At 63.2% G+C, this 26,256-nt stretch carries 20 protein-coding genes; 15 read left to right on the top strand and 5 right to left on the bottom strand.

Translation table 11 applies throughout. From position 1 onward, the window contains the following. Positions 1-104: 104 nt before the first annotated feature. Positions 105-2,114, bottom strand: a complete 2,010-nt coding sequence (nosZ, locus tag IPM84_24405) for a Sec-dependent nitrous-oxide reductase (GenBank protein ID MBK9095835.1) — start codon at positions 2,112-2,114, stop codon at positions 105-107. A 132-nt stretch (positions 2,115-2,246) separates the two neighbouring features. Next, the gene (locus tag IPM84_24400) at positions 2,247-2,468 is read right to left on the bottom strand and encodes a 4Fe-4S binding protein (protein MBK9095834.1); all 222 of its coding nucleotides are present in this window, start codon (positions 2,466-2,468) and stop codon (positions 2,247-2,249) included. A 129-nt stretch (positions 2,469-2,597) separates the two neighbouring features. On the opposite strand from IPM84_24400, the gene IPM84_24395 reads away from it, so the two are divergent. From IPM84_24395 to IPM84_24370, 6 genes are all read left to right on the top strand, one after another. Then, positions 2,598-3,320: a hypothetical protein gene (locus IPM84_24395; protein MBK9095833.1), complete on the top strand. Its 723-nt coding sequence runs from the start codon at positions 2,598-2,600 to the stop codon at positions 3,318-3,320. A 93-nt stretch (positions 3,321-3,413) separates the two neighbouring features. Continuing rightward, entirely contained in the window at positions 3,414-4,451 is a 1,038-nt protein-coding gene (locus IPM84_24390; GenBank protein MBK9095832.1) for a hypothetical protein, read from the top strand. Next, the gene (gene pyk / locus IPM84_24385; protein ID MBK9095831.1) at positions 4,448-5,875 is read left to right on the top strand and encodes a pyruvate kinase; all 1,428 of its coding nucleotides are present in this window, start codon (positions 4,448-4,450) and stop codon (positions 5,873-5,875) included. Before IPM84_24390 ends, pyk begins: the two co-directional genes overlap by 4 nt. Beyond that, positions 5,872-7,464: an O-antigen ligase family protein gene (locus IPM84_24380; protein MBK9095830.1), complete on the top strand. Its 1,593-nt coding sequence runs from the start codon at positions 5,872-5,874 to the stop codon at positions 7,462-7,464. The genes pyk and IPM84_24380 overlap by 4 nt, the downstream gene beginning before the upstream one ends. Before the next feature lies 1 nt (position 7,465). Beyond that, the gene (locus IPM84_24375; GenBank protein MBK9095829.1) at positions 7,466-8,524 is read left to right on the top strand and encodes a PAS domain S-box protein; all 1,059 of its coding nucleotides are present in this window, start codon (positions 7,466-7,468) and stop codon (positions 8,522-8,524) included. Next, positions 8,511-9,170, top strand: coding sequence for a response regulator transcription factor (locus tag IPM84_24370; GenBank protein ID MBK9095828.1), 660 nt, complete (start codon positions 8,511-8,513; stop codon positions 9,168-9,170). Before IPM84_24375 ends, IPM84_24370 begins: the two co-directional genes overlap by 14 nt. A gap of 26 nt (positions 9,171-9,196) precedes the next feature. Here the strand turns inward: IPM84_24370 and IPM84_24365 are convergent, their stop codons facing one another. After that, entirely contained in the window at positions 9,197-10,792 is a 1,596-nt protein-coding gene (locus tag IPM84_24365; protein MBK9095827.1) for an AAA-like domain-containing protein, read from the bottom strand. A gap of 211 nt (positions 10,793-11,003) precedes the next feature. On the opposite strand from IPM84_24365, the gene IPM84_24360 reads away from it, so the two are divergent. The 5 genes from IPM84_24360 (at position 11,004) to IPM84_24340 (ending at position 17,390) form a co-directional block, all read left to right on the top strand. Further along, positions 11,004-12,896, top strand: a complete 1,893-nt coding sequence (locus IPM84_24360) for a hypothetical protein (GenBank protein ID MBK9095826.1) — start codon at positions 11,004-11,006, stop codon at positions 12,894-12,896. Positions 12,897-12,907: 11 nt separating this feature from the next. Continuing rightward, positions 12,908-14,857: a hypothetical protein gene (locus IPM84_24355; protein ID MBK9095825.1), complete on the top strand. Its 1,950-nt coding sequence runs from the start codon at positions 12,908-12,910 to the stop codon at positions 14,855-14,857. Positions 14,858-14,956: 99 nt separating this feature from the next. After that, positions 14,957-15,406 carry an SRPBCC family protein gene (locus IPM84_24350; protein MBK9095824.1) on the top strand — a complete coding sequence of 150 codons (450 nt, stop codon included), beginning with the start codon at positions 14,957-14,959 and terminating at the stop codon, positions 15,404-15,406. Positions 15,407-15,469: 63 nt separating this feature from the next. Then, complete coding sequence (locus IPM84_24345) at positions 15,470-16,165, top strand: hypothetical protein (GenBank protein MBK9095823.1); 696 nt, start codon at positions 15,470-15,472, stop codon at positions 16,163-16,165. Between the two features lie 94 nt (positions 16,166-16,259). Beyond that, entirely contained in the window at positions 16,260-17,390 is a 1,131-nt protein-coding gene (locus IPM84_24340; GenBank protein ID MBK9095822.1) for an ATP-binding protein, read from the top strand. A gap of 72 nt (positions 17,391-17,462) precedes the next feature. Here the strand turns inward: IPM84_24340 and IPM84_24335 are convergent, their stop codons facing one another. After that, complete coding sequence (locus IPM84_24335) at positions 17,463-20,279, bottom strand: PD40 domain-containing protein (GenBank protein MBK9095821.1); 2,817 nt, start codon at positions 20,277-20,279, stop codon at positions 17,463-17,465. Between the two features lie 302 nt (positions 20,280-20,581). Next, positions 20,582-21,223: a hypothetical protein gene (locus IPM84_24330; GenBank protein ID MBK9095820.1), complete on the bottom strand. Its 642-nt coding sequence runs from the start codon at positions 21,221-21,223 to the stop codon at positions 20,582-20,584. A gap of 365 nt (positions 21,224-21,588) precedes the next feature. On the opposite strand from IPM84_24330, the gene IPM84_24325 reads away from it, so the two are divergent. The 4 genes from IPM84_24325 (at position 21,589) to IPM84_24310 (ending at position 26,180) form a co-directional block, all read left to right on the top strand. Beyond that, the gene (locus IPM84_24325; GenBank protein MBK9095819.1) at positions 21,589-22,815 is read left to right on the top strand and encodes a DUF3048 domain-containing protein; all 1,227 of its coding nucleotides are present in this window, start codon (positions 21,589-21,591) and stop codon (positions 22,813-22,815) included. 275 nt (positions 22,816-23,090) lie between these two features. Continuing rightward, positions 23,091-24,134: a DUF3048 domain-containing protein gene (locus IPM84_24320; GenBank protein MBK9095818.1), complete on the top strand. Its 1,044-nt coding sequence runs from the start codon at positions 23,091-23,093 to the stop codon at positions 24,132-24,134. A gap of 23 nt (positions 24,135-24,157) precedes the next feature. Continuing rightward, positions 24,158-25,291: a hypothetical protein gene (locus IPM84_24315; GenBank protein MBK9095817.1), complete on the top strand. Its 1,134-nt coding sequence runs from the start codon at positions 24,158-24,160 to the stop codon at positions 25,289-25,291. Positions 25,292-25,310: 19 nt separating this feature from the next. Beyond that, positions 25,311-26,180 carry a DinB family protein gene (locus IPM84_24310; protein ID MBK9095816.1) on the top strand — a complete coding sequence of 290 codons (870 nt, stop codon included), beginning with the start codon at positions 25,311-25,313 and terminating at the stop codon, positions 26,178-26,180. Positions 26,181-26,256: the final 76 nt, after the last annotated feature.

Here is a 26,256-nt window from a genome sequence, read left to right as displayed (position 1 = left end):
ACCTTTTCTGTGATGAATTTCACTATTCGACATGGCGTCGGGCGGGGGGCTGCGTGATGCGGCGGCAACCGCATCACGCAGCAGGGCAGTCGCAATGCGTGACGTTACGGCTTGATGAGCATGTAGCCCAACATCTCCAGGTGCAGCGCCGAGCAGAACTCGGTGCAGTACCAGGTGAAGGTGCCAGGCAGGTTCGCATCGAACTCGATGGTCGTGGCCTCACCAGGCTCCAGGCTCAGGTTGATGTTGTAACCGGAGAGGGCGAAGCCGTGCGTGGCATCGCGCGCGCGTTCGACGTTGGTCAGGTGCCAGATGACATGATCGCCCTTCTGCAACTCGATGCGGTCCGGCGTGTAGTGACTGCGCACCACGGTCATCCAGATTTCAACCTGGTTGCCATTGCGCACGACACGCTCCTGACCGGACTCAACGGCGTTTTCATCCTTGGCCATGGTGATCGTGTTGAAGCCCACCTCAGGGTAGACTTCCCAGGCGTGCAGTTTGTCGGCCTTGATGATCTGCGCGTAGTGCGGCTCAGCCTCGCCAACCGCCATGTCGTACAGCAGTTGCATCTTGTCGCCGGGCTGGCTGATGTCCACGAGCTGGAAGTTTTGCGGCAGCAGGGGGCCGACGTTGACGAAGCGATCTACCGACCACTTGTTGAGCGCCACCACGTATTTGCCATCCGGTGAGGCGGTGTCGCCTTCGGCCGAGGCGATGTGGCCGATGTTGTAATGCACCGGCAGCTTGCCTTCCAGCTTCCAGCCGTCCGTGCGGTACGGCTCGCCCAGGCTCCAGCGCGCGACGGCGCTGTCCAGGAACAGGCTGGTGTAGGCATAGCCCTGGTCGTCATAGACGGTGTGCAGCGGGCCGAGGCCCAATTCCACCTGCGCCTGCAGGACATCGTCGAACTTCAGCACCGGCACGCCGTAGGCATCCTTTTCGGTCGTGCCCGCGGCGATGGCAGCCTTGATCTTTGCAATGCTGTAGATGCTGACGTGCGGGTCGAGCTTGCCGCCGATGGTGATGTAATCGCCCCTCGGTGTCACATCCACGCCGTGCGGGCTCTTCGGTTCTGGTGCGAAGTAGAGCAGCCCTTCGTCAATGGCGGTCTGCATGCGGATCACGGCAATGCCATTGATGGTTTCGAACTTGCCGGCCTTGTAGACCTCTTCGGCCTTCTTCCAATTGATGATGTGCAGGTAGTCCATGTCATTCTTGGACACCCCGGCCTCGAACTGCGGATTCGCACCGTCCGGCCCGGCGCCGGTCGCCATCTCGGTGTTGAACGAGTTGCAGAAGACCCAGCCATCGCTCTCCAGCTTGCCGGCGTCGCACAGGTCCTGCCAGTAAGGCGGCAGCTCGATCTGGAAGGAGGCGGCCATGTCAATGCGTCCCTTTTCCTTATCGAACTTCCAGAACGAAATCAGGCCGCGATACTCATCCTTGTAATCATCCATCGAAGCATAGCCGAAGCCAATCGGCGCCGCATACTGCGGGCCTTCGACGACGTACTCGGTGTTCGGCGTGACGAAGCTGCCGCCGTGATCGTTGATAGCGTTGGGGTTCTTGATGATTTGCTTGGTCTCGAAGTCGCGCAGGTCAATCACGGCCACGCGCGCATTGGCCTTGTCATTGATGAAGAGGAAATTGCCGTCGTATTCGGCCGCGGTTTCACTGAGGGCCGGATGGTGCGTGTCGCCCCAACGAATCTTGTTGGGACCGACATTACCGCCGTCCAGCACCGCTTCCGATTCGATCGAGCCATAACCCCAGCCTTGCCACGGTTCGGGCGTGAAGACGCCGATGATCTTCAAGATACGCATGGAGGGCAGGCCGATGACCAGGATCTGACCGCCGTGCCCGCCAGAGGCAAACATGACATAGTCATCGTACTTGCCGGTCGGTACATAGGTCTTCAGGGCCGCGGTAACGTCATCGGGTGTCAGGCCGCGCTCGGCGGCGATGGCCGCTGCGCTTTGTGGCAGGCCGCCGTCGGCTGGCAGGGCCGCCTGTGGGGTGGGTGTTTGCTGCGCCCGGTTACAGCCGGTCAGCGTGAGCAGGGTGATGAGCAGGACAAGGAACACGGTGCGCTTGATCGCCATACGCTTCATTGGACTTTCGTCCTCCTTTCCGAAAACAGACACTTACGAGATAGGTTTTGGAACTCAGGGCGTCGTCGCGTGGGCGTGCAGGCTACGGGCTGCACGGACCTCGTGACACAAACGCCCATCCGCATAAGACACTCAAACAAAAACGATGACAAATGGCAGTTCGATGGCGTTTTCTGGACACAGATCCTGACAGATGGTACAGTAAGTACAGGCATCGGGTCGCACCAGGCACGCCACCTCACCCACCCGGGCCAGGGCATTGGTGGGGCAGGCTTCGATGCAACGGCCGCAACCGGTACATTTCTCTTCGATGACCCTGGGGAGTGGCAGGTCATCCTCTTTTGGCAATCTCACAGAAGATTTCATCTCGAACCAGCCTCGTTTGTGCTTGCATGCACAAGTATAGGCAAGGCCTACGCGTCAGGCAGCGACTTTTGTCTCATCGGCCCCTTGTTTTGTATAATTAGTCAACGAGGTGATCGCATGAATCAAGCACCTAAGCCAACCGATGCTGCCCGTTTGCTGGCGCAGTTGCAGCGCCACCAGCAGTCCGTCCACAAGCCCCTGGCCGGGAACGCGCTGTCGCCTGCGGAGCTGTTCTTTCGCGCCTGGCAAGCGCAGCGCCTGGCAGGCGCCTACGCCGACCTGCTCAGCAGCGAGCGCTACGGTCCGGGCTGTCGCTTCTTTTTGGATCATGTCTACGCCCCGCACGATTTCAGCCAGCGCGACCACGACGTGGAGCGCATGTATCAATTCATGCTGCGCTTCTTGCCGGAGCGTCTGCTGCACACCTTGACCCTGACTATCGAGCTGAACAATCTGACGCGCGATCTGGATGCCCAACTGCTGACTGTGTTGACCACTCAGGTGGGCGTTACTGACACCTTGACCCCGCAGCAGTACGCCCAGGGCTACCAACTGTGCGACAACCTGGACGTGCGTCGCCATCAGATCGATCTGATCGGTGAGGTGGGCCGCGGCATTGATCGCCTTACGCGGCTGCCCCTCATTGGCCTGACCTTACGCCTGGCGCACGGGCCGGCTTATCGCGCCGGCTGGATCGAGCTGCAGGACTTTCTCGAACAAGGTTTTGCTGCGTTCAAACACATGCAGGGCGCCGATTATTTCTTGCAGACCATCCAGCACCGCGAGCTGCGCATCCTGGATCAACTCATGGACAATGCGGCGGATCCGTTCGCCGTGTGAATCGGGCGGCGAGCTAGACAACCATCCTGATGTGTGCTACACTCTTTTGATGAACCGACTCCTAATGAACCGGTTTCGAGACAGGCTGATTTCATGAAAAGCAGTGCAATTTATTCTCCCACGGCCGCGTTCGAACGCTTCAATCGCGTGCAGAGCCAGGCGCTTGTCAGGCAGATCCTCAACTCGCTGACGGGCAAGTCACAGCGCCTCCTGTCTTACGATGAAGTGAAGGAACTGCTACTGGCCCGCGGGCAGATCAAGATGCCCGAAACGCAGATGATCCGGCTCGACCGCATCGTCGGCAGTGTGGGACGTTACCGCGACTTCGACCGCTACTTCTTGCCCCTGGGGGGCGCCAATGCCGAACGCTGGAAGCGGCTCGACATGGCCCTCAACCGCCTGGAGGACCTGCCGCCCATCGAGGTCTATCAACTGGCCGAGGTCTACTTTGTGCGCGATGGCAATCACCGAATCTCCGTCGCGCGGGCCAACGGCCTGAGTCACATCGAGGCATGGGTTACGGTCATTGATGTGCCGATCGAGCTGACGTCCGCTGTGCAGCCCGATGAGATGATCATCAAGATCGAATATGCGCACTTCCTCGATCAGACGCAGCTGCACGACATCCGCCCTGGTGCGCTGATCGAGTTGACCGAGCCGGGGCGCTACCAGCAGTTGCTGGAGCACATCCATGTGCATCAGTATTACCTGGGTCTGGAACAAAAGCGTGACATTCCCTACGGCGAGGCGGTGGCGAGCTGGTACGACCATGTTTACCTGCCGAACGTGCAGATCATTCGTGACAGTGACATTCTCACAGATTTTCCCAAGCGCAGCGAGGCCGACCTGTACCTATGGATCTCCTACCACCGCGATCGCCTGCACGAACGCTATGGCGTGGACATTGACCTGCAGACAGCGTTGGCCCATTTTGCCCAGCGCCACAGTGAACGCCCCTTGCCGCGGGTCGTCAAAGCGGTCACGCGCACCATCAGAGCGGCGATCGAAGCTGCCACCGAGGCCGCCGCATCGCCGTTCCCGCCGCCCCCACCGCTCCCACATATAGAACCGTCGCTGCTCACCCTGGATGATACCGCTCTTGAACCGACACGAGAGATGATTGCCCAATGAACCAGATCCGTTTGCGCACCAAGATCATCTGCACCATTGGCCCGGCCAGCCGCGAGCCAGCCGTGTTGAGCCATCTGATCGCCGCGGGCATGGACGTGGCGCGCATCAATTTTTCGCATGGCGATCACCCCGCGCACGCGGACATCATCGCCCGCGTGCGCGCGGCTGCGTTGGCGGCCGCAAAGCCGGTGGCCCTGTTGGCCGACCTGCAAGGCCCCAAGCTGCGGGTGGGGGACATGGGCGCCGGCCTTGTGCTGGAAGCGGGCAAGACGGTGGTGCTCACCACCGCGCCGTTGACGGGGCAACCGGGGTTGGTGCCGATCCAATATACAGAACTGCCCCGCGTCGTGCGTCGGGGCGAGCGCATCCTGCTCGATGACGGCCTGCTGGAACTGGAGGTGCGCAGCATCTCCGGCCCGGAGATCACCTGCCAGGTGCTGACCGGCGGCCTGCTGACCTCCAAGAAAGGTATGAATCTGCCGGATGCCTCCCTCAGCATTCCGGCCATCACCGACAAGGACCGCGCCGATCTGGCCTTTGCCCTCAACCAGGGCGTGGACTGGATTGCGCTCTCCTTCGTGCGCAGCGCCGCGGAAGTACGGGAACTGAAGGCGCTTGTTCGAGCCGCCAATCCGTTCGATCAACCGGCGCTGGTGATTGCCAAGATCGAGAAGCCCCAGGCGGTCATCGCCATCGAGGAAATCATCGCCGACGCCGATGGCATCATGGTGGCGCGTGGCGACCTGGGCATCGAAATGTTGACCGAAGAGGTGCCGGTCATCCAAAAGCGCATCATTCGCCTGTGCAATCAGGCTGGCAAGCCGGTCATCACCGCCACGCAGATGCTCGACTCGATGATCCGCAACCCACGCCCGACCCGCGCCGAAGCCTCGGACGTGGCTAATGCTGTTTTCGATGGCACCGACGCGGTCATGCTTAGCGGCGAGACAGCCAGCGGTCAATACCCGGTCGCGGCCGTGCAGACGATGGCGCACATCATTCAGCAGGCTGAACGGGCCATGGCCTGGGGCGTGCGCTTCACCGACGCGCCGGAGGCCAAAGTAACCGTCGCGCAGGCCGTGGCCCATGCCTCTTGCGAAACCGCACGCGACCTCCGGGCCAGGGCGATCATCACCCCGACCGCCTCTGGCAGCACGGCGCGGCTGGTTGCGCGGTTTCGGCCACAGACGCCGATCATCGCGGTAACGCCCAGCGCGCAGACACAGCGCCAGCTCATGCTCTCGTGGGGCATCTACCCCTTGCTGGCCGAGCGCGAGACCACCACTGACCGTATGCTTGCCGGCGCCATCCGCACGGCGCAGCACCAGGGCTTCGTCAGTCTCGGTGATACCGTGGTGGTCACGGCCGGCAGTGTGGGCAGTCAGCCTGGCGCCACCGACGTGATGAAGGTGCATGTGGTATGAGCGCGCGTGCCTCTCACCTGGACGCCAAAACGACGCCACGTTGGCATTGGCAGCACCTGTCCACGACCCTGGTGGAGGGTGATTCCCGCGCGGCGCGCCGTACCCTGTGGCTGCTAATCGTCGCGGCCGCGCTCTTGCTCGGCCTCTACGTGGCGCTGTTAGGGCCAACCTACGCCATCGCCGGCGCGCTGGGGCTGGCCGCGGCCTACCTGGTCTTGCGCAGCACGCGTTGGGGCTTCATCCTCCTCGCCGCGGTCATCTGGATTTTGCCCTTTGCCGCCTTCCCCTTCAAACTCGGCTTCACGCCCACCTTTCTCGATGCGGCCCTGCTGGCGCTCTTCTTCGTCTGGCTGGTGCGCATCGCCACCGGGCAGGATCGCACCTTTGTCTTTTCGCCGTTGGGCGGCCTGGTGCTGCTCTTCATGGCCCTGGCGATGTTTACCTTCGTGTTGGGCAGCACGCACGCCCGGCCCACGCAACAAGTCCTGCGCCAGTTCATCGAAGTGGTGATCAGCATTGCCCTCTTTTTTGTGTCCGTCAATGAGATTCGCACCCGTCAGGATGTGGACTGGCTGACCCGTGTCCTGATCATCGGCGGCGGCCTGTGCGCGCTGATCGCCATCATCTTCTACGTTATCCCCGACGTTTGGACTGTGCGTATTCTGGATGCGTTGGCGCGCCTGAAATACCCCGGCGGCTACGGCGCGCTGCGCTACATCGAGGACGACCCGAACAACCCCATGCGCGCCATCGGCCTGGCCGTGGACCCCAATGTGCTGGGCGGCATGATGATCCTGGCCGCCGGGCTGACCGCGCCGCAGTTCTTCAGCCGTTCGCCGCTGCTGCCGCGCTTCTGGACCAGCGTTATTTTCCTGGTGCAGGTGCTGGCGCTCTATCTGACCTACTCGCGCTCCGCGCTGATGGGCCTGGGCATCTCGCTCTTCATCCTGGCCAGCCTGAAATACCGCCGCCTGCTCTGGCTGGGGCTGCTGGGCGCGGTCCTGCTGCTGCTCTTGCCGCAAACCGAGGCTTACGTCGCCCGTCTGCTGGCCGGCCTGCGCGGCGAAGACCTGGCGACGCAGATGCGTTTTGGCGAATACAAGGACGCGCTCTTGCTCATCGGCCGCTATCCGTGGTTTGGCGTCGGCTTCAGCGGCACGCCTGACATTGATCTTTACATCGGCGTGAGCAGCGCCTATCTGCTGATGGCCGAAGAGATGGGACTCTCCGGGCTCCTGGTGTTCCTGACCGTGCTCGCGGGCTTTTTTGCCTTCCTCTGGCGCACCTGGCGCGGCGGCCTGGCGGTCGGGCGCGATGCCGTGCTGCTGGGCCTGGGCGGCGCGCTGGCCGGCGCGCTCGCGGCCGCCACCCTCGATCACTACCTGTTCAACCTGACCTATCCGCACATGAGCAGCCTCTTGTGGCTGTACATTGGCCTGGCCGTAGCCGCGGCCCTGGTAGAGCGAGCCGCTCCGGCCGCGGCAACGCAGGGGGATCGCTCCGGGAAATCAAACATGGTTGAGCGCGACAGCGGACAGGAAATTGCGGATCGCGGAGCAGCTCCAGAGGGCTTCAAGGAATTGGTGTAGCTTGGAGACCAGCCATTTTGACAGCGCGAGCCAGGCCGGCGAGCAACGCTACCGTCACCTGTTCGATCACATGCCGATCTGTATCCTGGTGACTGACCTGACCATGGCCCCGGTGACCATCCTCGAGGTCAACCGGCGGGCAGAGTTGGCCTACGGCTATACGTCCGCCGAGATGGTGGGCATGCCTGTGGGCAACCTGGCGCCCGACGATGCCAGGTCGGCCGTCTTGACCCTTGTGCAGCGGGTGCGGCAAGGCCAAACGGTGACGGCCGAGATTGCCGGCCAGCGCCGGGATGACACGCGCTTTCCCGGGCGTGTCATCGCTGCGCCCGATCCGACCGATGACAGCCGCATGATCGTCACTGTCGAAGACATTAGCGCCGAAAAACAGCGTCGGAGCGAGGCCGAAGCCATCGAGGCCGAACGCCGCCGCATCGCTCACGAGATTCACGACGGCGTGGCGCAAAACCTGGCCGGACTGCGCTTCAAGTCGGCGCTGTGGTCGCACCTGGCCGATGCGGCTCCCCCGGGTATGCGCGACGCGCTGGACGAACTGCATACCGTGCTCACCGCGGCCATCGTGGACATCCGGCGCGTCATCTTCGCCCTACGCCCGTTGGATTGGGACGCGCTGGGATTCTTCCCGGCGTTGACACAACTGGTAGATGACTTTGGCGACCAGAACCAACTGGCGGCCCGGCTCGAGATATCCGGACCGCAGGACACCCTGCCCGCGGTCTACGAACTACCCATTTTCCGCATCATCCAGGAAGGCTTGAACAATATCGGCCAGCACGCCCGTGCCAGCTCGGCGTTGGTGTGCGTGACGGTGGATGCAGCCGGTGGCGTGGTCGTCTCGGTGTGTGACAATGGCCGCGGCTTCGACCCCAGCCAGCGCGGCCCGGCCGATCATTCCGGCCATTTTGGGCTGCGCCAGATGCGCGAGCGCATCCTGGACTTCGACGGCACGTTGGACGTTCACAGCGCGCGCGGCCTGGGCGCGGAGTTGGTCATTACCCTGCCACCGATCGCCCAGAAGGGTCACCATGCCGCCGATTAGGCTTCTGATTGCCGACGACCACACCCTGGTGCGCCAGGGCTTGTGCCAGCTCTGCGAAGGGATGGGCGGGTTCGCCGTGGTCGCCGAAGCCGAAGATGGTGCGCAGGCGGTGACGTTCGCATGCATGACGCGGCCGGACGTGATCCTGATGGACATCATCATGCCCGACATGGATGGCGTGGAGGCTATCCGCCAGATCATAGCTGAGACCCCCGCGGCTCGCATCATCGCGCTGACCATGTATCGCCAGGAGCAGTACATGCTCGACGCCATCCGCGCCGGCGCCCGCGGCTATCTGCTCAAGACCGTGGACGCCCGCGACCTGATCGAGGCCATCGAGGCCGTGCATCGGGGCGACTACCTCATTGACCCCATCAGCGCCGCCCGTGTGTTGAGCGAACTTCACCTGGCGATGCCGAAACTGCCGCACGTCGAGCCGTTGACGGAGAGCGAGATGGTCGTCCTGCGCCTGGTAGCCAAGGGTGTGGACAACCATGAGATCGCCCAGTTGCTCAACTTCTCCGTTTACACCGTGGCCAATCGGCTGCGCACCATCTACGCGAAACTGCACGTGACTAACCGCACCCAGGCTGCGCTCTACGCTCTGCGCCAGGGCTGGGCCGCGCTGGTCGAGTCGCTGGAATAAACGCCGACGGCTTCCGCTCCTAGCTCTTAGCTCGCAACCTGTTCATCGGCAAAGAGATGCCCCAAGCGCACCAGGTAGACATGGATCGTCCTGCCGGCGACCTGCGTGGTGTACTCCAGCGCATCGTCGGGTAATCTGCCATAGACGGTGGGGCGGGCGTGAAAGAGCACGTAATAGCCCGTCGTTTGCCCCTCACTCGCCAGGTAATCGGCCAGTTGGGTCAACCCTTCTTCATAGAGCGCCTGCCCACGCCAGATTTTGGTCTCGATGATCGTCCGACGTCCCTGATGCACCACAATCAAATCCAGCCGTCCTTCACCGCTGTTGATTTCAGTGAAGTGCGCCGCGCCGATCTGGCGGACCACGATGTCGAGATAGGCCATGAGCAGATATTGCCCGGTGGCTTCGTGCGGCATGGGCGTCACCTTGAAGGCTTCGCGCCCGCGCCGTTCGATGAACTCGCGGAAGCGGGCGAGGATCGCATCCATCTGCAAATGGTTATTCACCACATAGGGGCGGAAGTCATAGCCATTGACCAGCATCGCCCCCTGGAGTCCGGCCTGGCGTGGTTGGAAGGCATCAATGAGCACCTGTTTGTAGATCGGGTTGGCAATCCGGCAAAGTTGTGCTGGCGCCTCTTTGATAATGCCAAAAAGATGCAGTGAATTGACGAGCGGATCATTGAGGCGAAAAGGATAATCGGCGCCAAAGAGAATGCGCACCACATCTTCTTCATATTCGGCCGCGCGGCGGATGACAGTCTCGAAGTTGTAATTGCTCTCACGCGTCAGCTTTTGCAGGGCAACACGCAAATCAGTCATTGTGATCGGTCGCGTGCGCTCTTTCACCACCTCTTGAGTGAGGATCGCGGCGGCGCGGTTGACCAGGAAAGGCTGACCCGCTGTCTGCTCAACCAGTTTCTCGATCACACCGGCGGCAAAGGGCTGCCCGGTTTCAGTTGTATATTGCCCCAATAAATCACGCACCTCGTCCGGCGAGAAGTCTTCCAGGCGATGTTGGTAGGCGATGTTGAAGGGCGAGCTGCGGCCAAAGTTCAGGCGGGCGATATTCTGAATGCCAACCAGTACGACGCTATGCAGGCTGTGAGGCGGCTGTCGGTCCAAGTACATGGTACGCCAGGTTTGCAAGAGCGGCGAGAGCACATCCTGCGGTGTGGCATCGAACTCGTCAATAATCAACACCACTTTGAGAGTTGGCGCCAGTTGATGAAGCTGGCGGAAAAAGCGTTGGAAGCTGCGTTCATCCACTGCCAATTGTCCGGCAAGCAGCGCATTGATGGCCTCGCTGTTCGGATGATTCTTGCCGGGCAATGCAGTGCTCAGTTGATACGCCATTCGTTCGCTGAAATCGGCCCAAAAATCGCTTAACGGCCAGCTTTCATACGCTTCGAAGCTCAGTGCAATGGCAAGGAAATCGGGACGGGCGTCCAATGCATCGTCTAGTGCGCGCAGCAGCGTCGTCTTGCCCATCTGCCGCGGCGCGTAGATGGTGAAAAACTTGCCCTGTTCGATCTGGGCCGTCAACTCTTCGATCAGCGCCCGGCGCGACACCACATAGTGTTCCTGGACGTTGACTGGCCCGTGGGTGTTGAAGTAGCGCATGGGCGCATTCTAGCACAAGGCGCCCATTATTGATAATGAGGCAGATTGCCCCGCACCGCATCACCCGAAGATTCCAGTAATTACAATTTATTGTAGCGGAACTGCCCCAAAAGAAGATTGATTCATGTCTATCGCTGCGCGGGGAATGAGCGTAAGATGATACTGTCGTCAATCAACCAATCCCCGCAACGTATGAAAGGTAAAGAGTTCCATGATTCGAAAGCATCTGTTGACCGTCTTGTTTGTTGCGGTGGGCGTCATCCTGTTGGCCGGCCTGGCCGTGCAGTTGCCCGACAGCCAGGCCCGGGCGCAGGAAGAACAGCCTGGCGCGGTCCTGGCGCCAGCCGTTGATGTCAGCGGCAGTTTCACCTACCAGGGTTCATTACAGCAGAACAGCGCCCCGTTCAGCGGTAGTTGCGATTTCCAGTTCAAACTGTTTAGCGCGGCGGCCGGGGGCGCGCAGATCGGCGCGACGCAAGCACGCAACGGGCAGCCCGTGAGCCAGGGCCGCTTCGCAAGTGAGCTCGATTTCGGCGTCAGCGCGTTCGACGGCCAGGCTCGCTGGTTGGAGATCGCTGTGCGTTGTCCCAGCGGGGTCGGCGGCTTCACGACGCTCTCGCCGCGGCAGTCGCTGACCGCGTCGCCTTATGCGCTCAGTCTACAGCCAGGCGCCGTCATAGTCGGCAGTGTGGGGCAAGTGCAAAATGCCGCGTCTGGTATCTTGAATTTGACGAACAACGGCACTGGCCCTGGCATTACCGTGAACTCGGCCGTCCGCGGCGTGTATGTGGGGACGGGAAGCATAGCCGGCATGCAGGTGGACAATGCGGACCTCGGCGTGTTTGTGGTCAACGCCAGGAACGGCTTTCTCGTACAGACAGCCACGGAGAACGGTGTGCAGGTCAACTCCGCGCTGAACGGCATTCGAGTGCTCTCGGCCAATACGGGCCTGCGGGTGGACTCGGCGAACCTCATCGGCGTGGACGTGCAATCGGCGGGTGGCGCCGGGGTGTTCGTGAACGCTGCGGGCAATAACGGCCTGCAGGTAGGCTCCGCGGGCAACAACGGCCTGCAGGTGCAGTCGGCAGGCGGAAACGGCGTGCAGGTGGACGCGGCGGTCAACAGCGGCTTCTCCGTGAACACCGCGGGTCAGGATGGTTTATTCGTGTGCGCCACCGGCTCCCTCACGACCTGTGCCCCCAATAATTCCCTGCACAACGGTGTCGAGATCGCCAATGCCGAGCATTACGGCTTGTGGGTGACCAATGCGGGCGCCGACGGCGTGTTCATTGATAATGCAGGCGACACCGGCCTGGAGGTATGGCAGGCGGGCGGCGATGGCATTGACATCGTATCGGCGGCCGACGACGGCGTGCAAGTGCGTTCGGCCATCAATGGTCTGCATGTGCAATCGGTCACTCGCGGCGTGCAGGTGGACTCGACAACGACCTTCGGCGTCAGGGTGGAGAACGCGGGCAGCGCGGGTGTTTCTGTCTCCAATGCGGCGACAGCCGGTATCGAGATAGGATCCGTCAGAGATGGCGTTGTGGTCTGGTCTCCCTCGAATTGGGCCGGATTCTTCAACGGCCCCATCTCCTCGACTTCCTGCACCGGTTGTCTCATCGCCACGTTTGGCATCAACACTGGCGCCACAGCATTGGCGCCAGGTGATATCGTGGCCGTTCAGGGTACCCGCCCTGGCGACACGATCGGTCAGCCAATGTTCATGGAAGTGGGCCAGGCCACCCAAGCCGGCGCTCCCGTGGTGGGAGTGGTCTACGGTCGCGGTGAGCTGGTGAGCATCGTCGGGCCTGATGGAACGACGGCCACGCAACTTGTCCCGCGGCAGGGCGCCGCCCAGGCGGGCGACTACGTACATATCATCATCTATGGCCCGGTGCAGGTCAAGGCCAGCGCCCTGGGCGCGGCAATAACAGTGGGCAACAAACTCGCCGTTGATAGCAGCGGTGCGGCCCGCAGTCTCGAGACCGTCGAGGTTGGCGGCGTGCGGCTGGCCGAAAGCGCGCCCACGATCGGCATGGCCCTGGAAAACCTGGATGCAAGCAAGGCGGGGCTGATCTGGGTGCTCGTGAACCCGCAATGAGAGGCGGCGCTATGAAACGATTGCGCATTTTCTTTGCACCTGTTCTGATGTTGATCATCACGAGCGCGGTCCTGGCCCAATCCGGTAACGGATTCGACTTGAGCTGGGCGACGGTTGATGGCGGCGGCGGGACAAGCACAGGCGGCGCTTACACGTTGCAGGGCACGATCGGCCAACCCGACGCAGCCGCGCTGCTTGGCGGTAGTTACACCGTGCAGGGCGGTTTCTGGGGTGATGTCGAGGCTCCGACGCCGACCGCCACGCCCACGCCAACCCGGACGCCCACACAGGTTCTGACCTGGACGCCGACCCGGACGCCGACCCGGACGCCAACACAGGCGCCGACCTGGACGCCAACGCGCACACCGACGCAGGCGCTGACCTGGACGCCGACCCGGACACCAACGCGCACGCCGACGCAGGCGCTGACCTGGACGCCCACGCGCACGCCAACGCGCACGCCAACGCAGGCGCCGACCTGGACGCCAACCAGCACGCCGACGGCTACGCCTGTCGGGTCCTTGCTGCCGATCACACTCGCGGTTGACTCCGGCAACCGGGCCATGCAGTTGGGTTGGAACGTCACCAACGATCCCACCGTGACCGACTATCGCATCCTGCGTGCGGAAGGCGCCAATGGCATCTTCCAGCCCATCGCCGAACACTGGCTCGATACGGTCTACTTCGACTCGGATCACGACGCCGGTAACAACCTCATACCCAACACCACCTACTGCTATCGGGTGGAAGCGCGCCGCAGCAACGGCGTCGTGGTCATGACTTCCAACGTGAGCTGCGTCGCCTTTGGCTCGCTCGATCTCTACGTGCCCGACACGATTGGCCGGCCAGGCGAGCTCGTGATCGTGCCTGTCAACATTCGCAACGCCGACGGACTGGCAATCACCTCCAGCGACATCTGGATGGAGTTCAACGGCGACGTCATCGAATCTGTGGCGATTTCGCGCACGGCGCTGACGGAGAGCTATCAGTGGGAGAAAGCCGTACATGATACGGGCAATCCACCCACGAAACGGCTGATCATTTCCTATATCAACCTCAACCCGGATCGGTTGAATGGAAACGGCTCGCTGTTTTGGTTGACCTTCAGGGTGAGGGGGCAGCCGGGCAATACCAGTCTGCTCAACCTCAAGGAGTTCATCACCAACATCGGCGGCTCCAGCATCCAGGATATCTCCAATCCAGGACAAGATGTGCCTCTGCGGTTGACAGATGGTCTCTTCACCGTGGGAGCAGCGACGGAGCCTTACACCCTGGGCGACGTGGATGGGGACGGCGTGATCCGCGCCGCCGATGCCGCCCTTGCCTTGCGCCTGGCCACCGGTTTCCGGACACCCACTTCACGTGAGCTGCGCGCCGGTGATGTCAATGGCAACGGCGTCCTCGATAGCGCCGACGCCAGCATGATCCTCTACTATGCGGCGAGGCTCGCCTGGCCGGTTCCCATCGCGCTCGAGAGCGCCAGCGGCATTCAAGTGACTTCCAACGTGCGTCTCAGCAGCATCCAGGCGCAGCAAGGGGCGAATGTCCTCATCACCCTCGGTGCGGATAGTCTGAGCCAGATCGCCGGCGGTCTCTTTGGGATCACCTATGACACGCGCGTGGTCGAGAGTGTGGTGAACGTCACCAAGACCGGTCTCGCCACCAACTTCAGCGTGGCCTTCCGCGACAGCGGCAGCGGCCTGCTCACCATCGCCCTGGGTGATGATGAGGAGATCAGCGGCAGCGGCAACCTGGTGATCATCGAATTCAAGCTGCGCAGCAATGCAACCGTGGGCGCCTCGCCGCTGACATTGGGCAGCGCCCGTTTGAACGACCACTACGGTCGCGACTTCATTACCAGCTTTGCCAGCAACAATCTCACACGGCAGAGCGGCACGATTACCGTGGCGCCGGCGTCAGTCAGCGGCAAGGTTTATCTGCCACTGATGAGACGGAGATAATGACCTGACAGGGTGGACGGCAGCACTCCCGGCTGCCGTCCACGCTCAGTTTGGCCCCCTCTGCCAGCGTTCTCTCCCCATTCATATCAAGGCTGTCAAATGACCCTGGCGTTGAGCAAGATCATCATCATTCATGCCCCGGCGGACGCCATTTGGCAAGTGATCCGCGACTTTGGCGCCTCCTGCCGCTATCTCCCAATGGTTGTCAACTGCGCGGTGGCGGGCGCAGGAGTAGGTGCGCTGCGCACGCTGACCAGCGCCGATGGCAGCACGATTGTCGAGCGCCTGGAAACACTGGACGAGACCGCCCTGCGGTTGAGCTATGCCTTGCTGACCGACACCCCCTTTGGCGACTGCCTGACGAGCATGGCCGTGCGTGATTTGGGTCCGAACCAGGCCGAGCTGACGTGGTCGGTGACCTTCCAGCCCGATGGACTGCCGGCGGATGAAGCCCTGGCGCTGCTCGAAGGCGCACTGACAGAGAACTGCCTCGCGCTGAAGCAGATCATGGATCGTTTGCCTGTGCTTGTCGCGCGTGGTAAAATCTAGTCCGTGCTGTGTCTAATACACACGAGGGCCTAGATCATGTTCGTAGAAGGAAAGAGCCTGCCTGTGTTTGAACCTGCCAATCCAATCCACGTGTACCTTGAGATTGGGCAGAAGGTCATCTTTGCCGGCGCGCTGGCGTGGCCGGGCTGGTGTCGGTTGGGCCGTGATGAGCGCGCGGCGCTGCAAGCGCTGTGCGATTACGGCCCGCGCTACGCGCGTGTTCTACACGCCGCGCAGGTTGAGTTTCAGCCGCCGGCCGACCCGTCGGGGTTCGTGGTGATCGAACGGCTGATCGGCAATGCCACCACCGATTTTGGTGCGCCCAACATCCCTCCTTCCGACGACGCCCGTCCATTCACCACGACTGATGTTCAAAACGCCCAGGCCCTTCTGCGGGCCTGCTGGTCTGCCTTCGACGCTGTGCTGCAGGATGCCGCGGGCAAGACCCTGCGCAAAGGTCCGCGCGGCGGTGGTCGCGACCTGGAAACGATGGTCAAACACGTGCTGGACGCGGACGCGGCCTATCTTGGCCGGCTGGCCTGGAAGACCAAGCGCAGCGAAGCGGCCGATCCAGGCACAGAGCTGGATCGCACCCGCCGGGCAATCCTGGCCGCGCTGGCCGCGGCGGGGCGGGGCGAAATCCCGGCGCAAGGCCCGCGCGGGGGCGCCCTCTGGGCGCCGGCCACCTTCGTGCGCCGCGTAGCCTGGCATCTGCTCGATCATCTCTGGGAGATCGAGGATCGCGCCGAAACTCCTTAGTTCATGGAGATGGAATCCATAAATTCTGCTAAATTTGTGGGGTCGAGCTCCATAAATTTTGCCAAATTTGTGGAGTTGAACTATCATGGGCGCCATGATAGCACGCGCATATGAACCGCTCGATCGTTTCTTGCAGCCGAACAAGGTGTTGCTCATCTACGGACCTCGTCGCGCCGGCAAAACGACGCTGCTTCGCAATTTTCTCAATCAGACCACGCTTCGCTACAAGCTCGACTCTGGCGACAATATCCGCACGCAGCAGCTCCTCAGTTCACAGGACTTCAGTCAGATCTTGGCCTACGTCGAAGGCTATGAGCTGTTAGCCATTGATGAAGCCCAGGGAATTCCCAACATCGGGATGGCCCTCAAGATCATCGTGGACCAGGCGCCGGGTATCCGGGTGCTGGCAACCGGATCATCCTCGTTCGAACTGGCCGGCCAGGTGGGCGAGCCGCTCACCGGGCGCAAACACACCCTGACGCTGTATCCCGTTTCGCAAGCTGAGCTGCTGCATTCACAGGTCAACCGCTTCGAGCTGCGCCAGCGCCTGGAGGACTACCTGGTCTATGGCAGCTATCCGGAAGTGATCGTGGCTCCCACAGACAATGCCAGAATCGAGGTCATCACCGAAATCGCCAACTCCTATCTGCTGAAGGATATCCTGGCGTGGGACCGGTTCAAAAGCTCGCGCACGCTGCTGAGCCTGCTCAAGCTGTTGGCTTTTCAAGTGGGGCAGGAAGTGTCACTCAATGAACTCGCGACGCAGCTCAGTGTGGATGTCCGCACGGTGCAACGTTACCTCGACCTGCTGGAGAAAGCGTTCGTCATCATACGCGTGGGTGGTTTCAGTCGCAACCTGCGCGGCGAAGTGACGAGCAAGGCAAAGTATTATTTCTTCGACAACGGCATCCGTAACGCCCTCATCGCCCAGTTCAACCGCCTCGATCAACGCAACGATGTGGGGCAGTTGTGGGAAAACTTTGTTTTTGTCGAACGCATGAAACACCGCACCTACGCCGCGATTTACGCAAATATCTACTTCTGGCGCACGTATGACCAGCAGGAGATTGACCTGGTGGAGGAACGCGACGGCAAACTGTTCGGCTACGAATGCAAATGGTCGCCCAAGCGGGTGGGACCAGCGCCGCGCAACTGGACGGCGACCTATCCGGAGGCGGAATTCGCGGTCATCACACCGGAAAACTACCTTGATTTCGTGTTGTGACCACTGCGGCTGTTCCCACAACCGGATGCGGTTGGTGAAAATGCAGCCGCAGCGGTCAACAACACCTTTCCGCTATCCTCCCAACCACCCCGGTGCGTAGTCGAAATTCACCTCATTGTGGGTCAGCAGCACCAGTCCGCTGCCGTCAGGCTGGACGCGCAAGATTTCGCTGTAGCCATTGCCGGGCCGGTAGCCGCTGAAGACGATGGCGTCGCCCTCGAAGCCCCAGGCGGGTGAGCCTGGTCCCAGCAACTGCGGCACGAGCAGGCTGATGTCTGTCCCATCGGGCCTCATCGTGTAGAGCGCCTGCCCCTGCGGCCGGCTGCCCCAGAATACGATGCGACCGAACGAAGGCTCCCAGCTTGGATCGCTGTCGCCGCCGGAGTTGACCGTCAGGCGCTGGGCGTTGCTGCCGTCGGCGTGCATGACGAAGATCTCGCCGTTGGGCGTATACAGGTCGGAGGTGTAGACGATGCGGTCGCTGTCGAACGACCAATTCGGCTGCATCTCGTGGGTGGTGTTATTCGTCACCTTGCTGATGGTGTGCGTGGTCAGATCGAAGATGTAGATATCCCAGTCGCCATCGCGGTCCGACTCGAAGGCGATCTTTTGGCTGTCGGGCGACCAGGCTGGGTTGCGGTGGTTGAATGGCCCCTCGGTTAGCATCGTGGCCGCGCGACCGTCGCGGCTCATCACCCAGATCTGACTGGTCGCCGGGCTGCCGGCGTCATGACGCTCGTAGGCGATCCAGCGGCCGTCGCGCGAGCCGGCCGGCGCGGTCTCGAAGGCGTCCGCGGTGAAGGTCAGGCGCACCTGGTTGCGGCCGTCGGGCCACATGCGATAGATCTCGCTGTTGCCGTCCCGATCGCTGGCGAACACCACCTGCGGCTGCCCGTCGTCCTGAATTACCGTCAGCGCGTCGCTCTCCTGACTGGTCACGAACACCCTGGTCAGCATCGGATCGGAGGCGATCCCCTCATCCGCACCGGCCGGCACGGGGATGCTGGTGATCAACGACCAGTTCAAGGTATCGTAGATTTTCACCTCGTCGCCGCAGGCCACGAACAGGTGCCCGGTCCGCGGGTTGACCAGCAGGACGTAAGGCTCTTTGCCCACGTCAATGACGCCCACGATCTGATCCAGGTAGACGTCAATCACGGTCACCGTGTGCGCCGGCCCGCGGTTGGCGACGTACAGCCGCCGGCTGGCGGGGTCATAGGAGATGCCGTACGGCGCTGGCACGTTGTCCCAGTGGCCCAGCACGCTGGTCCCGCGCAGGTGATACACCTGGTTCGAGCCGTGGGCCGTCAGGAACACTTCATCTCCCCCGGGATCGCTGGCGAACATGGCCGGTTCGTGGCCGACGCCGCTGAGCGTCTGCACCACAGCCAGCGTGGCCGGGTCGAACACGGTCACCGTGTCGCTGCCGTAGTTGGCGATGTAGCCATAGCTGCCCGCGATGACCACGCCATCAGGCATGGATCCGGTTGGGATCGTGCCGACCACAGCGCCCAAGACGGGGTCCACCACCGTGGCATTGCTCGTCTGCCGGTTGGCGACCACCACGCGGCCGCTGGACGGGATGAGCGCCACGCCGTTAGGCCCCTGCGTGGCTGACCCTAAGTCAATCTGCGCTTGCAGGCTCAGGTACTCGTTGACCACCCCTAGCGTGTGACCGCTGTGGTCTATGCCGTGGAACGCCACGTAGACGCGAGTGTCCATGTAGACGCTATCGTGCGAGGCGTTGACCGCCACGCCGTGCGGCCGGCTGCCGACCGGCAGGTTCAACCGCCCGGCCCAGTAGGGTGTCCTCACGACACCGGGCGCGGCCGTCGGGATAGCCGTGCGCGTCGCCGTCGGAGTAGGGCTTGCCCCTGCCCCCGTCGGCGTCGGGGTCGCCGTGTGTGTCGCTGTGCGCGTCGGCGTCGCGGATGGCGTCGCATTTTGCGGGCAGATATTCAGCGAAGCGTCGTCAATGATCGTGCGACTGATGCCGCCCGTGCCGTTGTTGTAGGTGCCGAACTGCAAGCGCAGCGTCTGGCCCGCGTACGGAGTCAGGTCAAGGGACGTGGCCTCACGCCAGGTTGGGTTGTTGATCCGCTCGGTCAACAGCCAGACGAGGCTGCCGTCGCTGCGGATGGCGAGGACATAGAAGAAATCGGCGCCCAGCGGCGCCAACGGGCGATCGCTGGCGTCGCGGTTGAGAAGCTGCCGAAGTTCCGCCTCGCTGCGTGGCAGCATCTTCGGATCGGGCGGCGCGGCCGTTGCCTGGCCGCTGGCGCCGTCACCCCACACGTTGATGCGCCAGAAGCGCACCTCTGACCTCCCTAAGCCCGCCACGACCACGGCCTGTTCGACGGGTGAGTAACTCGCTACGTTCGCGCCACCCTGTGCGATGCCCGTGCGCATGGCGCGATCACCGCTGTGGACCGGCGCGTTGACATAGGCGGCCAGCACCGGATTGGTGCGGATGACCCACGCCTCGTTGGTCTCGAAGCCGCCGTTCACCAGCATGTTCGAGCAGTCGGAGGGTGTCGGCGTGGGAGTCGGCGTCGGGCTGGCGCCGGCCGGTGGCGTCGGTGTGGGCGTGGCGTAGCCGAAGTAGAGGTAGAACGCGCCGTCGGGGCTGTTCAGCCACACGCCGTTGCTGCCATCGGCCAGCAGCCCATCCACCGGCTGGTTGTCCCAGCTATAGCCACTGATCTTTTGCCATGTCTGGCCGTAGTTGAAGCCCTCGTACAGCCCGGCCGCCGTGCCCACGTACAATCGGCTGGGATCGTCCAGGCGATTGATGATCTCTAGCAGGCCGTAGGTTTCTCGACCTGGCGCCCAGAGTACGTTCTCCGGCCCCCCTCGCCGTGTCCCTGGCCCCCATGTGCGGGCGACCATGCCGCCCCCCTGTGCCGCTGGCGTAGACCGTGGTCCAGCCGACAACCGCACAAAGGGCGCAGTCGGGTCCTGGGCTGCCAGGTGGCCCCCCCCGCGCACCGCCATCGCGCCGGCTGATTCTGTGACGTTGGTCGGGGGCCCCGCCGGTTAGCCGCCCCCCGCGCCGTGGGTGTCGGCGATCTGGCGGCCGTTGACGTGGTGGTTGCTGGGGGCGCGCACTCCGGGTCAGGTGACGAGGCGCCGCCCCCCAGCCGGCCCCGCCGCCCGGTTGCGGCCCCTGAACGCCGAGGCCAGGCCGGTGTTTACATAATAGCCCATGAGGGCGCGCCCGCGTCCCAGGTGCGCCAGCGTGGGGTCTCCGGCAATGATGGGGATGGCCCCCCCCCCCCCCGGCCCCCGGGGCCCCCCCCCGTGTGTTGGAACTCCCTGGCCCTGGCGTTGGGCGGAACAGCCCGCCACCCGGTAGCTGGGTGGCGTGCCATGCCCAGGCCAGCTCGGCCTACGGCTGCCGGCACGCCTTGCGGCGCCTGCTGCCAGGTCTCACCGCGATCGGTGCTGACCAGCAGCAGTTGGCTGTTGGTCAGGGCATACACTGGGCCTGGCTCGCCGGGTGCCACAATCAGCTCGCGCACAATGGCGGGGAAGATAGCGCCGGTCGGGGTGGGCGTGGGGGTGCGTGAAGGGGTGGCGGTGGCCGTTGCCGTATGTTGCACGGTCGGCGTCGGCGTAGCCGTCGGCGGAACCGCGGGCACGCTGTACTGAAACAGGGGCAGGTAAAGCCAGAACGTCCGAGGCTCAACTGGTCGGCCACCGGGGGGAGGTGTCAGAATGAACCAGGGATCCTGGACAGGGGCAATGCGCCCCAGACTCGCCGAGGCCACGCTCGCAAGCACGAACAGGGCCAACAGCGCGCCGCCGATGAGCATCAGTGTTTTGGATCTCATGCTATCCTCCTGCGCAAGGGGAATCGCTGCCACCCGTTGCCCAGCCAGGTGCTGGCAACCCGGCAGCGGGCACGACGACCTGGCCGGTGCCAGAGTCGCCTGTTTTCCCATTGTGATGACGCAGGCCGTCTGCAGGAGATGTGCTGACCTCATGACCAGACGTCCGCCGGCGCGCGGCAGCGTGGTTCTGGCACAAGCAGAGGCTGCCGTGCGCAGAAGTGAACCCTGAGCGGCACAACTGGCCCATCCGTTATCTGCCTCCCCCGGCCATTTGGGCCACTGATACCCCGATGTTATAATCACGTTACGCCGCTCTGGTTGTATCAGGCGGTGACTCTGAACCTGTTGTTGCGAGAATGAGTCCTATGCGTATCAAACCTACTGTGAATCACCGCCGCGCCTGGGGTCTACCCTGGCTGCTGATTGCGATCCTGCTGCTGACCAGCTGCGGCCAGCCCACCCCCGCGCCTTCACCCACGCCAACGAAGACGCCGAAGGCGCCCGCGGCCCAGGCCACCGACGCGCCCAAAGCCGTCCCGCCGACCGATACGCCGGCGCCGCCGGCAACGGACACCCCGGCGCCGCCCACCGACACCCCCGCCCCAACTGACACGCCTACGCCGGCGCCGCTGCCCGGCAATTATCTCGATCCGGCCAAAGACCCCAACCTGGCGCCTTTCACCGGCCTGCCGCTGACCGACGCGACCGTGCGTGACCGGCGGCCCCTGGCGATCAAGGTGGCGAACACCGAAAACGTGCGGCCGCAGGACGGGCTGAGCAAGGCGGATGTGGTGATCGAGCAGCGCGTCGAGTACAACCTCACCCGGTTCACGGTGATTTACTACAGCCAGGGCGCGGAGCGCGTCGGCTCGATTCGCAGCGCGCGCTTGCCTGATCTGGAATGGCCGGCGGTGTTCGACGCGGTGCTCTGCTTCTCCGGCGGCGTCGAGCCGGTGCGCCAGAAGCTCTACGCCTCCGATTTTGCCGACCGCATCCTGGAACAGGCGCGTAACGGCAGCGCCTACTTCCGCGACCCCAACATCGCGGTGCCCAACAACCTGTTTGCCAGCACCACCACCCTGTGGAACGTGACCGCGGCCCGCGGTTGGGACAAGCGGCCGCAGCCGGCGTTGGGCTGGGTTTTCAGCGCCAACCCGCCGGCCAACGGCCGCAGTGTGACCAGTATCAAGATTCCCTATCCCACCGGCACTGACCGCGTGGAGTGGCGCTACGACGCGGGCAGCGGTCGCTGGCTGCGCTGGCAGGGCGGCGTGGCGCAAAATGATGCCAGCATCGGCGCGCAGTTGAGCAGCGCGAACGTCGTGGTGATGGCGGCCAATCATGTGCCCACCCTGATCCTGGAGCACGACACCGTGGATCGCGGCGTCAACCGCTCGATCGAAATCCAGGTGTGGGGCGAAGGCCCGGTGACCGTCTATCGCGATGGCCAGGCCTACCAGGGCAAGTGGATTCGCGGCGGCCGTCAGGACCCGCTGCGCTTTGTGGATGGCAATGGCAATCTGATCCCACTCAAGCCGGGGAACACCTGGATGCAACTCGTGCCGCTCGATATGACGGTGACGGCGCAGTAAGTACAAAGTACAAAGTACAAAGTACAAAGTGCAGAGTATCCTTCGCCCTGTTGAGTGAGAACGCCTTCGTGCGCAATGAATAGCGGGTGGTGAAAGAGGAGAGAGAACGGAGAACGGAGAACGGAGATCGGAGAACGGAGAACGGAGAACGGAGAACGGAGAACGGAGAACGGAGAACGGAGAACGGAGAACGGAGATCGGGTGGTGAGGGTGTTGATTGGAAGAAGGTTGATTGAGGAAGAAGGTTGACTTGGGGAAGAGGGAGGAAGGTGAGGATGCGACGGCTTTGGGGTGTAGCGCGGGTGTTGATGGGGGTGGTGGTTTTGTTGACGGGCTTGCTAAGCCCGGCGGCGGCGAGTCCGGCGCCGGCGGGAACGACGCCGGCCGATGGTGCAGTTGCGCCGTTTACCGGGCTGCCGGTGCGCGATTCAAAAATTCTGACGCGGCGGCCGCTGGCGATCAAGGTGGCTAATACGGTGAATGTGCGGCCGCAAGGCGGTTTGAGCAAGGCCGATGTGGTGATCGAGCACCGCGTCGAGTACAATCTGACGCGCATGACGGCCATCTTTCACAGCCAGGGCGCGGAGCGCGTCGGTTCGATCCGCAGCGCACGCCTGCCTGACATGGAATGGCCGGTGATTTTTGATGCTGTGCTCTGCTTCTCCGGCGCGTCCACCGAAGTGCGCAAGATGCTGTACGAATCGGACTTCAAGGAGCGGCTTTTGGAGCAGGCGCTCAACGGCCCGGCCTATTTCCGCGATCCCAAGCGCGCGGTGCCACACAATTTGTATGCCAGCACGACCACGTTGTGGAATGTGGCGCAGAAGCGCGGTTGGAACAAAGCGCCTGAGCCGAAACTCGGCTGGACGTTCGACGCGGCCGCGCCAGCCGGCGGCAGCGCGGCGTCCAACCTCAAGATTCCCTATCCCACCCGCAGCGACCGCGTCGAATGGCGCTACGATTCCAAGGCGGGCCGTTGGCTGCGCTGGCAGGGCGGCGCCATCCACAAGGACGCCGGGACGAACACGCAGTTGAGCGCGGCCAATGTCGTGGTGCTCACGGCCGTGCATGTGGCGACGCCCATTTTGGAGCACGGCACGGTGGATGTGGGCATCAATCGTTCGATTGAGATTCAGGTGTGGGGCGAGGGCGTGTTGACTGTCTACCGCGACGGCAAGGCCTACCCCGGCAAGTGGGTGCGGCCAGAGCGCCAATCGCCTTTGACCTTCCTGGATGCTAACGGCCAGGTCATTCCGCTCAAGCCGGGCAACACCTGGATGCAACTCGTGCCGCCCGATATGACAGTGACGGCGTCCTGAAACTGCCAGCCTACGGAGAGTCCATGCCTGACGACATTCACAGCACCCCTATTCCCGACCTGAATACGCTTGCCCCGGCCATGCGCGCGTACATCGAGATGTTGCAGGCCGAAAATCGCAGCCTGCGCACGGAGTTGGAACAGACCAGGGGCGTGCGCCGCGTGGAACGAGCGGCCGCGCCGCGGGTCAGCGCTCCCCGGCCGTCCGCGGCCGAGCCGGAGCCGCTCAATCTGCCGGCCATCCAGTATTCGCCCGCTACGATGCTCATCAGCATCAGCGGCCAGGGCATGGTCAAGCGCACGCCGCTCAACGCGTATGGCAAACAGCGCCGGGGCGGTATGGGCGTTTACGACATCAAGCTGAAGGACGATGACGCGCCCGCCTTTCTCCTGATTGCGTTGGAAAGCGAGACGCTGCTGGTGGTCACCAGTCGCTGCCGCGCGTACCGCGTACCGGTGAGCAGCCTGCACCTGGGCGAGGTGCGTGACCGGGGCGATGGCCTGGCCGAACGCCTGCGCCTGACTGAGGGCGAGAAGATCAGCGCAGTGCTGGCCGTCAACGATGCCAATGAAAACGATCGCCCCTGGGTGCTGCTGGGCACGGCCACAGGCGCTGTGCGCCGCATGCGCCGCAACTTCGTCGGCCCCAATCTGGCCGATGGCACCATTCTGTATGAGCCCAAGGATGGCGGCCCGCCGACGGTGATGTGTCTGAGCCGCGGCGATGGCGATCTTTTCCTGGCGAGCAACACCGGCCTGGGCATCCGTTTCGAGGAGAAACTGGTGTCGCACCGAGGCACCCGCGGCATCAGGCTGACGCCGCAGGAGCGCCTGGTGGGCATGGCGCCGCTGCCCGCTGACGGCAGCGTGCTCCTGGTGAGCGCGGATGGACAGGGGGTGTTCCGGCCGATGGAGAGTTTTGCCGCCAGCAAATCCGCAGGCGGGCAAGGCAAGATCGCCATCAAGACCGAATCCCTGGTGGCCGCGCTGCCGGTCCGCGCCGCGGATGAGATGTTGTGCATCAGCGCGTTTGCCAAGCTGATCCGCTTCGACGCGGCCGAGGTGCCGCCCCGCACCAGCGTGGCGCAGGGAGTCAATGTGATGGAACTGCGCGGCGACCGCGTCACGGCGGTCACGGTCTGTACGCCGCCGGGCTAACGAATCAAGGAGAATCAACATGGGAGAGATCAACATTGTCCAGGCTGTGGAGGAGTTTGCACGCGTTACCCAGGGCGCTGCGGCCGCCGACCTGGAACGTCCCTGGGTGTGGGGTGCATACGACGAGGAAGGTGTGCGCTTTGCCTTCTTTCGCACCTACGAGGAACTGCGAGAGCTGGAAGTGCGCCTGTTGACGGCCCGCGTCGCCGCCGGCTGCGCGCCGACGGCCGGTCAGCGCATCCTGGCGCTCTACCACCTGGCGCATCGTGATCTGCAGGCCGCGCTGCTGGGTGTGTCGCCGGCCCTGGCCGCCCAGGCGCCTGCAGCGGGCGAATGGTCCGTGCAGCAAACCCTGGCCCACATGACCAAGGCCACGATCGGTTTCTACGCGGTGGTGCGCGGCGCGCTGGACAGCCGGCGCGGCGGCGTCGCAGAGCCGCCGGACATGACCGATGAGCTTTGGCAGTCCACGGCTGGCGTCAGCTTCGAGGCGCTGAACGCGCAGCTCGAAGGCGAGTTTACGGATCTTTTGGCTTTCGACGCCGCTTGGCACGATCGCGTCCTGGCCGAATTGGCCGACGTGACAGAAGATGAATTGGCCTGGCCCGCGCGCTACTGGGAAGGGTACGACATGCCGCTGCGCTTTCGCCTGCATCGCTTCGACGCGCATCTGCGCCAGCACACCATCCAGGTGGACAAGACGCTGCTGGCGCTCGGCCACGAACTCACGGAAGCCCGGCGCCTGCTGCGCTTGATCTACGCCGCGCTGGCCGAGGTCGAAGGCGCGTTGATCGGCGCGCCGGCTGCTGTGGGCCTCGATCTGCGCCGTCAGACCGCCGCCGCTATTGCCGGCCGTACTCATGAGATCGCCGCCATCCTGAAGTCATAGACGACAGGAATTCCAAATGTGAACGGAATGGCTGCCCGTAAATGGGCCTGCGCTCCTCGTTTGGGCGGTTTTGGCC

It is taken from the genome of Candidatus Amarolinea dominans, from assembly GCA_016719785.1.
Classification (GTDB): Bacteria; Chloroflexota; Anaerolineae; order SSC4; family Amarolineaceae; genus Amarolinea; species Amarolinea dominans.
Note: the sequence above shows the minus strand (reverse complement) of the source record. Positions and strands in the feature narration are given on the sequence as shown.